This window comes from Pseudomonas sp. SA233 (assembly GCF_054792385.1).
Map to the genome: position 1 here is coordinate 3,836,131 of NZ_CP096449.1, position 12,875 is coordinate 3,849,005.

13 protein-coding genes are annotated in these 12,875 nt (G+C 63.0%); 7 read left to right on the forward strand and 6 right to left on the reverse strand.

Going from position 1 to position 12,875, the window contains the following annotated elements:
• Window positions 1–2 precede the first annotated feature (2 nt).
• From nuoK to nuoN, 4 genes are read left to right on the forward strand one after another with little or no spacing between them, the layout of a single operon-like run.
• On the forward strand, window positions 3–311 hold the full coding sequence (gene nuoK, locus M1D87_RS17755; protein ID WP_123085702.1) for an NADH-quinone oxidoreductase subunit NuoK: 309 nt from the start codon (window positions 3–5) through the stop codon (window positions 309–311).
• Entirely contained in the window at window positions 308–2,161 is a 1,854-nt protein-coding gene (gene nuoL / locus M1D87_RS17760) for an NADH-quinone oxidoreductase subunit L (RefSeq protein ID WP_013973388.1), read from the forward strand. Before nuoK ends, nuoL begins: the two co-directional genes overlap by 4 nt.
• 49 nt (window positions 2,162–2,210) lie before the next feature.
• Window positions 2,211–3,743, forward strand: coding sequence for an NADH-quinone oxidoreductase subunit M (gene nuoM, locus M1D87_RS17765; protein ID WP_015271056.1), 1,533 nt, complete (start codon window positions 2,211–2,213; stop codon window positions 3,741–3,743).
• A 7-nt stretch (window positions 3,744–3,750) separates the two neighbouring features.
• Window positions 3,751–5,220 carry an NADH-quinone oxidoreductase subunit NuoN gene (gene nuoN, locus M1D87_RS17770; protein ID WP_013973390.1) on the forward strand — a complete coding sequence of 490 codons (1,470 nt, stop codon included), beginning with the start codon at window positions 3,751–3,753 and terminating at the stop codon, window positions 5,218–5,220.
• A 78-nt stretch (window positions 5,221–5,298) separates the two neighbouring features.
• Here the strand turns inward: nuoN and M1D87_RS17775 are convergent, their stop codons facing one another.
• A complete protein-coding gene (locus tag M1D87_RS17775; protein WP_023662582.1) occupies window positions 5,299–5,562 on the reverse strand; it encodes an Ogr/Delta-like zinc finger protein in 264 nt (87 codons plus the stop codon).
• 200 nt (window positions 5,563–5,762) lie between these two features.
• Here M1D87_RS17775 and M1D87_RS17780 point away from each other — a divergent pair, with 200 nt between their 5' ends.
• Window positions 5,763–6,155, forward strand: coding sequence for a helix-turn-helix domain-containing protein (locus M1D87_RS17780; protein WP_003261013.1), 393 nt, complete (start codon window positions 5,763–5,765; stop codon window positions 6,153–6,155).
• Here M1D87_RS17780 and M1D87_RS17785 read toward each other — a convergent pair.
• The 3 genes from M1D87_RS17785 to M1D87_RS17795 are packed head-to-tail and all read right to left on the reverse strand — an operon-like array spanning window position 6,152 to window position 7,114.
• The gene (locus M1D87_RS17785; RefSeq protein WP_015271057.1) at window positions 6,152–6,514 is read right to left on the reverse strand and encodes a hypothetical protein; all 363 of its coding nucleotides are present in this window, start codon (window positions 6,512–6,514) and stop codon (window positions 6,152–6,154) included. The two genes, M1D87_RS17780 and M1D87_RS17785, sit on opposite strands and share 4 nt — an antisense overlap.
• Window positions 6,507–6,854, reverse strand: a complete 348-nt coding sequence (locus tag M1D87_RS17790) for a head completion/stabilization protein (protein WP_123085703.1) — start codon at window positions 6,852–6,854, stop codon at window positions 6,507–6,509. Before M1D87_RS17790 ends, M1D87_RS17785 begins: the two co-directional genes overlap by 8 nt.
• Before the next feature lie 11 nt (window positions 6,855–6,865).
• Window positions 6,866–7,114 carry a helix-turn-helix domain-containing protein gene (locus tag M1D87_RS17795; RefSeq protein ID WP_003261017.1) on the reverse strand — a complete coding sequence of 83 codons (249 nt, stop codon included), beginning with the start codon at window positions 7,112–7,114 and terminating at the stop codon, window positions 6,866–6,868.
• 220 nt (window positions 7,115–7,334) lie between these two features.
• Here M1D87_RS17795 and M1D87_RS17800 point away from each other — a divergent pair, with 220 nt between their 5' ends.
• Complete coding sequence (locus M1D87_RS17800) at window positions 7,335–9,401, forward strand: TonB-dependent receptor family protein (protein ID WP_232881182.1); 2,067 nt, start codon at window positions 7,335–7,337, stop codon at window positions 9,399–9,401.
• 172 nt (window positions 9,402–9,573) lie between these two features.
• On the opposite strand, the gene chrR is transcribed toward M1D87_RS17800, so the two are convergent.
• Complete coding sequence (gene chrR, locus M1D87_RS17805; RefSeq protein WP_123085705.1) at window positions 9,574–10,134, reverse strand: class I chromate reductase ChrR; 561 nt, start codon at window positions 10,132–10,134, stop codon at window positions 9,574–9,576.
• A 157-nt stretch (window positions 10,135–10,291) separates the two neighbouring features.
• On the opposite strand from chrR, the gene M1D87_RS17810 reads away from it, so the two are divergent.
• Entirely contained in the window at window positions 10,292–10,510 is a 219-nt protein-coding gene (locus M1D87_RS17810; RefSeq protein WP_003261019.1) for a hypothetical protein, read from the forward strand.
• On the opposite strand, the gene M1D87_RS17815 is transcribed toward M1D87_RS17810, so the two are convergent.
• Entirely contained in the window at window positions 10,494–12,743 is a 2,250-nt protein-coding gene (locus tag M1D87_RS17815) for an Orn/Lys/Arg family decarboxylase (RefSeq protein ID WP_123085711.1), read from the reverse strand. The two genes, M1D87_RS17810 and M1D87_RS17815, sit on opposite strands and share 17 nt — an antisense overlap.
• Window positions 12,744–12,875 lie beyond the last annotated feature (132 nt).

Here is a 12,875-nt window from a genome sequence, read left to right on the forward strand (position 1 = left end):
TCATGGGTGCTATCCCTCTCGAGCATGGTCTGGCGGTCGCCGGCATCCTGTTATGCTTAGGTCTGGTTGGCCTGATGGTCCGCCGCAACATCCTCTTCGTGCTCATGAGCCTGGAAGTCATGATGAACGCCTCTGCCCTGGCGTTCGTCGTCGCCGGTGCCCGTTGGGTCCAGCCCGACGGCCAGGTGATGTTCATTCTGGTGATCAGCCTGGCAGCCGCCGAGGCCAGTATTGGCCTGGCCATCCTGCTGCAGCTGTATCGCCGCTTCCACACTCTCGACATCGATGCTGCCAGTGAGATGCGCGGATGAACCTTCTCTTCCTGACTTTCGTCTTCCCCCTCGTCGGCTTCCTGCTGCTGTCGTTCTCGCGCGGGCGGTTCTCGGAGAACCTGTCCGCCCTGATCGGCGTCGGCTCGGTAGGCCTTTCGGCGGCCACCGCCGCCTACGTCATCTGGCAATTCAATGTCGCCCCGCCTGAAGGCGGCGCGTACAGCCAGCTGCTGTGGCAGTGGATGTCGGTGGACGGCTTCGCGCCGAACTTCACCCTGTACCTGGACGGCCTGTCGGTCACCATGCTCGGCGTTGTCACCGGTGTCGGCTTCCTGATCCACCTGTTCGCTTCCTGGTACATGCGTGGCGAAGCCGGTTACTCGCGCTTCTTCGCGTACACCAACCTGTTCATCGCCAGCATGCTGTTCCTGGTGCTTGGCGACAACCTGCTGTTCATCTACTTCGGCTGGGAAGGCGTGGGCCTGTGCTCGTACCTGTTGATCGGTTTCTACTACAGCAACCGCAACAACGGTAACGCGGCACTCAAGGCATTCATCGTCACCCGTATCGGCGACGTGTTCATGGCCATCGGCCTGTTCATCCTGTTCGTCCAGCTGGGTACCCTGAACGTGCAGGAACTGCTGGTGCTGGCACCGCAGAAGTTCCAGGCTGGCGACACCTGGATGGTGCTGGCAACCCTGATGCTGCTGGGTGGTGCGGTCGGTAAATCGGCCCAGCTACCACTGCAGACCTGGCTGGCCGACGCGATGGCCGGCCCGACTCCGGTCTCCGCGCTGATCCACGCGGCAACCATGGTGACTGCGGGCGTGTACCTGATCGCCCGTACCAACGGCCTGTTCCTGCTGGCGCCGGACATCCTGCACCTGGTAGGGGTGGTCGGTGGCGTGACCCTGGTACTGGCCGGCTTCGCCGCGCTGGTGCAGACCGACATCAAGCGTATCCTCGCCTACTCGACCATGAGCCAGATCGGCTACATGTTCCTGGCCCTGGGCGTTGGCGCCTGGGACGCGGCGATCTTCCACCTGATGACCCACGCCTTCTTCAAGGCCCTGCTGTTCCTTGCCTCCGGTGCGGTGATCGTTGCCTGCCACCACGAGCAGGACATCTTCAAGATGGGCGGCCTGTGGAAGAAACTGCCGCTGGCCTACGCCAGCTTCGTGGTCGGTGGCGCTGCCCTGGCTGCCCTGCCGATCGTGACCGTGGGCTTCTACTCCAAGGACGAGATCCTCTGGGAAGCCTTCGCCAGCGGCAACACCGGCCTGCTGTACGCCGGCCTGGTCGGTGCGTTCATGACCTCGCTGTACACCTTCCGCCTGATCTTCATCGCCTTCCACGGCGAAGCCAAGACCGAAGCCCACGCTGGCCACGGCATCAGCCACTGGCTGCCGCTGGGCGTGCTGATCGTGCTGTCGACCTTCGTCGGCGCCTGGATCACCCCGCCACTGGCAGGTGTGCTGCCTGAAAGCGCCGGCCACGCCGGTGGCGAAGCCAAGCACGCGCTGGAGATCACTTCGGGCGCCATCGCCATCGCCGGTATCCTGCTGTCGGCCCTGCTGTTCCTGGGCAAGCGCCGCTTCGTCAGCGCCGTCGCCAACAGCGGTATCGGTCGTGTCCTGTCGGCCTGGTGGTTCGCCGCCTGGGGCTTCGACTGGATCTACGACAAGCTGTTCGTCAAACCTTACCTGCTGATCAGCCACATCCTGCGCAAGGATCCGGTTGACCGCAGCATCGGCCTGATTCCTCGCCTGGCTCGCGGCGGCCACGTCGCCATGAGCAAGACCGAGACCGGCCAGCTGCGCTGGTACACCGCTTCGATCGCCGTTGGCGCAGTGCTGGTACTCGGCGCTGTGGTAGTGGCCGCGGTATGACCATGAACCTTGCGAACCTTGCGACCCTGCAAAAGGAAACGAACCCGTCATGATTTTGCCTTGGCTGATCCTGATCCCCTTCATCGGCGGCTTCCTGTGCTGGCTGGGTGAGCGCTTCGGCGCCACCCTGCCACGCTGGATCGCGCTGCTGACCATGTCCCTTCTGCTCGGCATCGGCCTGTGGCTGTGGGGTAACGGCGACTACACCCTGGCACCCGCTCCGGGCGCCGAGCCTGCCTGGGCCCTGGAATACAAAGTCCAGTGGATCCAGCGTTTCGGCATCAGCATCCACCTGGCCCTCGACGGCCTGTCGCTGCTGATGATCCTGCTCACCGGCCTGCTCGGTGTGCTGTCGGTACTGTGTTCCTGGAAAGAGATCCAGCGTCACGTCGGCTTCTTCCACCTCAACCTGATGTGGATCCTTGGCGGCGTGGTCGGTGTGTTCCTGGCCCTGGACCTGTTCCTGTTCTTCTTCTTCTGGGAAATGATGCTGGTGCCGATGTACTTCCTCATCGCGCTCTGGGGTCACAGCTCGTCGGACGGCAAGAAGACCCGGATCTACGCGGCGACCAAGTTCTTCATCTTCACCCAGGCCAGCGGCCTGATCATGCTGGTGGCGATCCTCGGCCTGGTGCTGGTCAACTACACCAACACCGGCGTGATCACCTTCAACTACAGCGACCTGCTCAAGGCAGAACTGCCAGCCGGTACCGAATACCTGCTGATGCTGGGCTTCTTCATCGCCTTCGCGGTGAAGCTGCCGGTGGTGCCGTTCCACTCCTGGCTGCCTGACGCTCACGCCCAGGCACCGACCGCAGGTTCCGTGGACCTGGCCGGTATCTTGCTGAAGACTGCGGCCTACGGCCTGCTGCGCTTCGCCCTGCCGCTGTTCCCGAACGCTTCGGCCGAGTTTGCGCCAATCGCCATGACCCTGGGCCTGATCGGTATCTTCTACGGTGCCTTCCTGGCCTTTGCGCAAACCGACATCAAGCGCCTGGTCGCCTTCTCCAGCGTCTCGCACATGGGCTTCGTGCTGATCGGTATCTATTCCGGCAGCCAGCAGGCCCTGCAAGGCGCGGTGATCCAGATGCTGGCCCACGGCCTGTCCGCTGCCGCGCTGTTCATCCTGGCCGGCCAGCTGTACGAGCGCTTGCACACCCGTGACATGCGCCAGATGGGTGGCCTGTGGCACCGCATCGCCTACCTGCCGGCCATCAGCCTGTTCTTCGCCGCCGCCTCCCTGGGCCTGCCCGGTACAGGCAACTTCGTCGGCGAGTTCCTGATCCTGATCGGCAGCTTCGCCAGCGTGCCTTGGATCACCGTGATCGCCACCACTGGCCTGGTGTTCGGTTCGGTGTACTCGCTGATTATGATCCACCGCGCCTACTTCGGCCCGGCCAAGACCGACACCGTGCTGGCCGGCATGGACGGACGCGAACTGATCATGGTCCTGGGCCTGGCGGTACTGCTGATCCTGCTGGGCGTGTATCCGCAGCCGTTCCTCGACACCTCTGCCGCCACCATGAGTGGTGTGCAGCAGTGGCTCGGTTCCGCTTTCACTCAACTCGCTTCGGCCCGGTAAGAGCGCTATGGAATTCACCACTCAACACTTCATCGCATTGGCGCCGATGCTGATCACCACCATCACCACGGTGGTGGTGATGCTGGCGATCGCCTGGAAGCGCAACCACTCGCAGACCTTCCTGCTGTCCACCGTGGGCCTCAACCTGGCCCTGCTGTCGATCCTGCCGGCGCTGAAGGTTGCGCCGCTGGCGGTCACCCCGCTGATCACCATCGACAAGTTCGCCTGCCTGTACATGGCGATCATCCTGGTGGCGACGCTGGCCTGCGTCACCCTTGCCCACGCCTACCTCGGCGAAGGCTCCAAGGGTTTCCCGGGCAACCGTGAAGAACTGTACCTGCTGCTGCTGATGTCGGCCCTCGGTGGCCTGGTGCTGGTCAGCGCCAACCACCTGGCCGGCCTGTTCATCGGCCTGGAGCTGTTGTCGGTACCGGTCTATGGCCTGGTGGCGTATGCCTTCTTCAACAAGCGCTCGCTGGAAGCCGGCATCAAGTACATGGTGCTGTCGGCCGCAGGCTCGGCCTTCCTGCTGTTCGGCATGGCCTTGCTGTACGCCGACGCCGGCAGCCTGAGCTTCGACCAGATCGGCAAGGCCCTGGCCGCCACCAGCATGCCAAGCCTGGTGGCCCAACTGGGCCTGGGCATGATGCTGGTCGGCCTGGCCTTCAAGCTGTCGCTGGTACCGTTCCACCTGTGGACCCCGGACGTGTACGAAGGCGCCCCGGCACCGGTCGCCGCCTTCCTGGCCACCGCCAGCAAGGTCGCGGTGTTCGCCGTGGTCGTGCGCCTGTTCATGCTCTCCCCTGCTGCCAGCAGCGGCGCGCTGAGCACCGTACTGGCGGTGATTGCCGTGGCCTCGATCCTGATCGGCAACCTGCTGGCACTGACCCAGAGCAACCTCAAGCGCCTGCTCGGTTACTCGTCCATCGCCCACTTCGGTTACCTGGTCATCGCCCTGGTCGCCAGCAAGGGCCTGGCCCTGGAAGCCATGGGCGTGTACCTGGTCACCTACGTGATCACCAGCCTGGGCGCCTTCGGTGTCATCACCCTGATGTCCTCGCCTTACGGCGGCCGTGACGCCGATGCACTGTACGAGTACCGCGGCCTGTTCTGGCGCCGTCCGTACCTGACTGCGGTACTGACCGTGATGATGCTGTCGCTGGCGGGTATCCCGCTGACCGCCGGCTTCATCGGCAAGTTCTACATCATCGCCACCGGCGTCGAGTCGCACCTGTGGTGGCTGGTCGGTGCCCTGGTGATCGGTAGCGCCATCGGTGTCTACTACTACCTGCGCGTCATGGTCACCCTGTACCTGGTCGAGCCGAACCTGCGTCGCCACGACGCCCCGCTGAAATGGGAACAGCGCACCGGCGGCGTCATGCTGCTGGCCATCGCCATTCTCGCCTTCGTGCTGGGTGTGTACCCGCAACCGCTGCTGGAAATGGTCCAGCAAGCCGGCCTGCAACTGATCGGCTGATCGCCCCGGCAAAACAAGACACCCCGCTTATGCGGGGTGTTTTTTTATCTGCACGCTTTTATCCGTGAGCATGAAGGCTTATTCACCAGGATTGTCCTGGACGGCCCCCGGCAGCGCTGCCTTGCGTAAATCACCGTTGGCCGAAGGCAGGTACACTTCCGGGTTGGGCATGCCGCTGGGCGAGAGCTCATGGGTCATCTCGAACTCGGCACGCACCGACCAGCCACACGCCTCGTTGGTGCATTGCAAATAGGCGATCCGCAGGAAAATATGACGCCCTTCACTGGTGCGTATACGCATCCGGCTGTGGCAATGCGGGCAAACCAGCTTGTATGTACTCACGGCAAGTACCTGCAAGCATTGTTCGGGCTTACCTTCTGTGAGAATAGTCGTCCGGTTTTGTCAGTATTGGCTGCATATATAGGTGTATTCTTCAGTTTGATGTTTCTCATTGCAGGAATGCTCCTTAAAACGCAGGGCTGTATTCATAACGAGTAGTTTAAGCCCATGGAATATCATTAAACCAGTCATGGATATTTGTTATGAGTACCCACGTACTTGCTTCGGTGCTTACCAGGCTGAAGCTTCTGACCGCTACGGAATCGGACGCCGAGCTGTCCAGAGCGCTCTCGATCAGCCCGCAGACATTGAGCAGCTGGAAGGTACGCGACAGCATTCCTTATTCACTTTGCATAGATATCGCCAGGCAGTATGCATGCTCACTGGACTGGCTTCTGCTGGGTGAACCCGAACGACATCGCGCAGGCCTGGACGACGAAGGCTGGGAACAGGACATGCTCGCGCGCCTGCGCACCCTGTCGCTTGCCGATCGCCAAGCCGTTCTCCTGCTGGTTCAGGACAAGCAACGCATCCAGCAGCTTGAGCGGCAATTGAGCGCGCTGACCAGTCGCTCGCCCAATGCCGCCAGCGGCTAGCCCCGGCGGCGCCAGCGCTGGATGAGTTCGCGCGGGTCCAGCGTATCCAGCCAGACCATCACCTTGAGGCTGATGGGGATCACCACCACGGCAGCCACGAACCCTGCCATGCCACGGCTCAGCAAGGGTACCAGTGACGAAACCAGCGGCTCGAACAGGTGGCCAACCCCCACGGTCACGAACACCAGCAAGAGTTTCTTGCCCAGCGTCAGGCGCCTGGCCGTGTTGGTGATCAAGCGGTCGCGCGCCGCACTCACCAGCAAAGCCCCCAGCAGCGCAGCGAACAGGACATTGCCATCCACGCCCAGCAACTCCACCAGCGCCGGGGCCAGGCTGTCGACAACAGATTTTTCAGTCATGGGCAGCCCCTCGGTGTGCGGCGGGCAGGTAGGCGGTCGAGCCCAGGTAATGCATGACCGCGGCTTCGACAAAGCGGATATAGCACACCCGCAATGCACGCCCGTGGTCATGCCCGGCCACATCCTCGAGGCGCTTGTAGCCCCGTTCTCGCAACACCGCGCGCCAGCGCGCGAATTCGCGTACAGCGTCGATGGCAGCGCAGCGTGCGGCCACTTCCAGCACAGCCTCACTGACAGGCCGCTGCAGGTTCAGGCGCTCACGCAGCCTGTTCAGTTCCACCCGTGGCCAGAAGGGGTCATGGCAATCGGCAAAACGCCGTAACCGAGGATCGTTGCCCATGCTTCACCCCCTCACTGCTCGGCCAGCATGCCGTAGCGAATGGCCTTGATCACTGCAGCCACCCGCGTGGGCACATCGAACTTGCGCAGGATGTTCGACACATGGAAGTTCACCGTCGATTCCTTGCACTCCAGGATCTGGCCAATCTCCCACGAGCTCTTTCCGTAGGCACACCACAACAGCACTTGCCGTTCACGTGGCGTCAGGCGAACCGGGGCGTCCGCCAGGGGTTGCTGCGAGTGTCGTGCGTTGTCAGTCATGTTTGAACTCCACGGGTGATTGAGCGAGGCATCGCTGCCGGTCTGCAATCACCTTACGAAGCGCGGGTCGCCCTGCTCCATCGCTACGGCTTGTAAAGAACTTTCGTACAAAACCGTCTGACGAAGGTTGCGCGATTTTTGTCGACTTTCCTCGTGCTCCAAGCGGCATTTCGCTCGTCTCAACGCCGTTGTCCATTCGCCTTTCGCCTGGAGTCGTACAATGCGTTGCGTTTTGCCCCCACCATCCTGCCTCGGCCTGCTGGCTGCTTTCGCTGCCTCCCAGCCCGCCCTGGCGGCACCTTCGGTCGAGTTGGGCCAGGTGCTGATCACCGATGAGGAGCAGAACGACCTGACTGCAGCCAGCGAACGCCTGCACGAAGTGCCGGGCGCAAGCAACCTGGTGGACATGCAGCGTGTAGGGCAAGGCCGGGTTGCCAGCAACCAGGATGTACTGGCCTACCAGCCCGGGGTGTTCGCGCAATCGGCGGGCAACGATGGCATCAAACTGTCGATCCGCGGTTCGGGCATCAACCGCGCACCGGGGGCCCATGGCTCCGGGGTGTACACGATGTTCGACGGCCTGCCCCTGACCGGCCCGGGCGGTACGCCCTACGAGCTGTTCGAGCCGCTGTGGCTGAGCCGTGCCGAAGTGCTGCGCGGCGCCAACGGCTTCGACCAGGGTTCCCTCGCCCTGGGCGGTGCGATCAACTACGTCACCCACACCGGCTACGACGCAGCGCCGCTGCAGGTGCGCTACGAAGTCGGCAGCCGCGGCTACCAGCATCGGCACATCAGCTCGGGGCAGGTACTGGGCAACCTCGACTACTACGTGGCCCTGACCGATTCGGAATATGACGGCTACCAGGCGCACAGCAGCGGCAGTGCCAAGGGTGTGGCGGTCAATGTCGGCTACCGCTTCAACCCGAACCTGGAAACCCGCTTCTACCTGCGCTACCGGGAAACCGAGAACGAGTTGGCCGGGCGCCTGACCAAGGAGCAGATCAAGCATCACCCACGCGCGGCCAACCCGGCCTACCTGGCCCGCGACGACAGCCGCCCGCAGCCGGGCAGCACCTGGGTGGGCAACAAGACCACCTTCTACCTCGACGACGATGCGCGCCTGGAAGCCGGCCTGGTCTACCACGACTACCCGATGGACCTGCGCGAAGGACCGATGCGCCTGAAGGTGGCCTATACCGATGTGAGCGGCACCTTGAACTACTTCCGCCGCGACACCCTGTTCGGCCACGAGAGCAAGACCACCGTCGGCTGGCGCACCACCAAGCACCTGCCCAACAGCGGTGCTTCACAGTTCACCCGTAATGGCGACGTGTTCGGTGAGCGCACCCGTGACTTCAGCTACCAGGGTTCGGACACCGTGCTGCATGTGGGCAATGACCTGGAGCTGGTACCGAACCTGTGGCTGACCACTGGCCTGGCGATGATCTATACCCGCCGTGAAAGTGATGTCACTTACCACCCTGCCGGGGGCGGCAAAGTGAGCCAGCATGACTGGGACTATGCACCACGCCTGGGGCTGCGCTATGACATCAGCCCGGACTTGCAGGTGTACGGCAATCTGAGCCGCTCGGTAGAGCCGCCCCATCCCTGGGCCCTGATCTGGAGTGCGCCCACAGCCAACCAACCGATCGAGATGCAAAACCAGACGGCCACCACACTGGAATTGGGTGCACGCGGCGAATCGGCATTGGGGCATTGGGACCTGGCGTGGTACTACTCGCAGGTTCGCCATGAATTGCTGGCGGTGGAGATCGTGCAAGGCGCTCCGGCCAAGGAATTCAACGCCAGCGCCACCGTGCACCAGGGCGTGGAAGCCGGCCTCGACAGTACCCTGTGGGAACGCGCCGGTACTGGCAGGCTGAGCTTGCGCCAGGCCTACACCCTCAGTGACTTCCACTACCGCGATGACGACAAGTTCGGCGACAACCGCCTGCCGGGCATCCCCATGCACTACTACCAGGCCGAGTTGCGCTATGACTGGCCGAGCGGTTTCTACGCCGGGGTGAACACGCAGATGGCGTCGAAGGTGCAGGTGGACTACGCCAACAGTTACCACGCCGATGAATATGCCTTGCTCGGCGCACGCCTGGGCTGGGATTCACCGAAGCAGGACTGGCAGACCTGGCTGGACCTGCGCAACCTGACCAACAAGCGCTATGCGGCGACGGTGACCCCCACCTACGACGATGCAGGCCTGGATAGAGCCCGTTCGACACCGGGCGAAGGCTTTGGCGTGTATGCCGGGGTTTCCTACAGCTTCCGCTAGGCCGCTGTGCACAGCTTTTTGTAGGAGCGGCCTTGTGTCGCGAAAGGGCTGCGCAGCAGCCCCGGCAATTTATGTTGCGAAGCTGAAATCCTGGGGCTGCTGCGCAGCCCTTTCGCGACACAAGGCCGCTCCTACAGGGTTCGTGCCCTCAGCGATAATTGCTCAAGGCAGGTCAAACCGCCCTGTTCAACTTCACCCAGGAAGCGAACTTGTCGATAAACGCCTGCAAGAACGGCCGGGTCTTGTCATTGAGCTTGCCCGAATCCTCGAACAGGCTAGCCGCACCACCGATGTAGGCCTCGGGCATCTGCATGCACGGCATGTCCAGAAACACCAGCGACTGGCGCACGGCATGGTTGGCGCCAAAGCCACCAATGGCCCCAGGCGACACACTGACCACCGCCGCCGGCTTGCCACTCCAGGCACTTTGCCCGTAGGGCCGCGAACCCACATCGATGGCATTCTTCAGGCCGCCAGGCACCGAGCGGTTGTACTCCGGGGTGACGAACAGCACCGCATCACTGCGGCGGATCTCGTCGCGAAAACGCTTCCACGCTTCCGGCGCTGTTTCGGCCTCGACATCCTCGTTGTAAAGCGGCAAATCGCCAATCTCGACGATCTTCAGGGCAAGGCTGGACGGCGCCAGCTCCGAGAGTGCGCGGGCGATCTTGCGGTTGTAGGAGTCCTTGCGCAAGCTACCGACGACAACCGCTACCGAATACACCTGGCTCATGGCAATTCCAACCTTTGCTGAGTAAAGGGACGTTGTAGTTATAGATGACCGTTCCTCGGCGCTTTGGTTTTTTTTTCCGCGGGGCGAAAACTTCCGACGCTGTTACACGGTCTATGCCTGCAGACATTTCCCACGCAATTCAGAGGTTTCCACCCAAATGGCAGCAGTAATGGTCGGCCAATTCCACGCCCGTGACGCCGAAGGCCGCATCTACCCCGTGCACGAGTTCCAGGAGTCGACCCTGCAAACCGACGGCAGCACGCTGGGCGCGCCCATAACCACCTATCGCCTGGCCATCGGCGACAAGGTCAACCATCTGGGTGAAAACCGCTTCGAACTGGCACGCAGCGGCGTCGAGATCATTCGCATTCCTTGATGCAGTCCACCGTGTAGCGGCCGCTTTCATTCTGCAGGCCGTGCACGTCGGCGACGAAACCTGGGAAGCCCTGGTTGAACGCCCGGGCGAAGGCCAGGTAATCGACTATCGAGCGGGTCGCCTCGGTAAACCGCTCCCCCGGCATGATCAACGGAATACCAGGCGGGTACGGCACCAGCATCACCGCTGCCACACGCCCCAGCAGCGCCTCGATCGGCACCGCCTCCACCTCACCGCGCACCATCTGGTCATAGGCCCGGGCCGGGCTCACGGCCACCTCCGGCAAGCGCGTGAACAACCGTTTCAGTTGCTTGGCCGTGGCATTGGCGCGGTAGCAGCCATGCAACTGGTCGCACAGGTCGCGCAGGCCCATGCCCTGATAGCGTGAGACATCGGCAGCCACCACGCTCGGCAGGCAGTTGCTCAGGGCGGTATTGCTGTCATAGTGGCGCTTGAACTCCAGCAACTCGGTGAGCAAGGTGCTCCACTTGCCCTTGGTGATGCCCATGGAGAACAGCACCAGAAAGCTGTACAGGCCGGTTTTCTCCACCACCAGCCCCCGCTCCCAGAGAAACTTGCTGACCACTGCCGCCGGGATGCCATGCTCGCCCAGTGCACCGCCCGCGCTCAGGCCCGGCATCACCAGGGTCACCTTCAGCGGGTCGAGCAGCACATAGTCGTCCGCCACTTCGCCAAAGCCGTGCCACTCCGCCCCCGGCTGCAGCAGCCAGTCCTGCGCGGCCAGGCGGTGGATGCCTTCGGCGCTCGGCGGCTGCCAGATGCTGAACCACCAGTCGTCGGCAGCGATGTGCTCGCGCAGGTTGGCCAGGGCACGGCGAAAGCTCAGCGCCTCGTCGAACATTTCTTGCAGCAGCGAACGCCCGGCCGGCCCTTCCATCATGGTCGAGGCCACGTCCAGCGAAGCGAGGATGCTGTACTGCGGCGAGGTCGAGATGTGCATCATGAACGCTTCGTTGAAGCGGTCACGGTCCAGCTGGCGCCTGGCCCCGTCCTGCACATGAATCATCGAGGCCTGGCTGAACGCGGCCAGCAGCTTGTGGGTGGAATGGGTGCTGATCACCAGCGGGCTGTCTGCCGCGCAGGCCGTGCCCATGGCATAGCGCCCGGTAAAGAACTCGTGGAATGCCGCATAGGCGAACCAGGCCTCGTCGAAGTGCAGCACCTCGACACTGGCGCCCAGGGTCTGCTTGATCAGCCCGGCGTGGTAGCACAGGCCGTCGTAGGTGGAGTTGGTCACCACCGCCAGCTTGATGCGCTGCCCGCGATCGCGAGCAAGAGGGTTGGCCTGGATCTTCGCCTGGATCGCCTCGGGGCTGAACTCGCTGAGCGGGATCGGGCCGATGATCCCGAGTTCGTTGCGCTCCGGGCACAAATAGAGGGGAATGGCACCGGTCATGATGATCGCATGCACTACCGACTTGTGGCAGTTGCGGTCCACCAGCACCAGGTCGTCGCGGCCGACCATGGCGTGCCAGACGATCTTGTTGGCCGTGGAGGTGCCGTTGATGACGAAAAAGGTGTGGTCGGCGCCAAAGTTGCGCGCAGCCCTGGCTTCGGCTTCGGCCAAGGGGCCGGTGTGATCGAGCAGCGAGCCCAGCTCGGGCACGGAAACGGACAGGTCCGAGCGTAGGGTGTTTTCCCCGAAGAACTGGTGAAAGGCCTGGCCCACTGGGCTTTTGCGATAGGCCACGCCGCCGCCGTGGCCCGGGGTGTGCCAGGAATAATTGGACTGCGCGGTGTGCTGCACCAGGGCCTTGAAGAACGGCGGCAGCAGGCCGTCCAGGTAGATATGTGCGGCACGCGCCACCTGGCGCGCAAGAAACGGCACGGTGTCTTCGAACAGGTAGAGGATGCCCCGCAACTGGTTGAGCTCGCTCATGGCTTCGGCGGGGGCGTTTTCCAGGGTCACCTGTTCGCCCAAGGCGAAAATCGGCAGGTTGGGGGCGCGCAGGCGGGCCAGGCGGATCAGCTCGGCCATGTTCTGCAGCAGGTGGGTATTCTCGCCGACGCCCTCGGCGGCAATCAGCATGCAGGCCAGGCCATGGTGGGTGGCAGCGACCAGGCAGGCCTCGGCATGGTCGGCGGCGGCGAGGATGGCAAAGCCATCCTGGCGCAGCTCCTCGGCGATGCCCCGCACACGCTCCCCAGCGACGCTGTCAACCTTGATGGCGCGGTGCACGATGAGGATGGGGAACTTGAGGTCCTTGTACATCAGGTGGCTACCTCCGAAGGACATGGCGTCCATTTCAGGGTAGTAGAACCTGTGTGGTCAGGACCGGTATCGCCTTCAAGACATGCGCAGGATCTGTAGGAGCAGCCTTGTGCTGCGAAGAGGCCGGTAGGG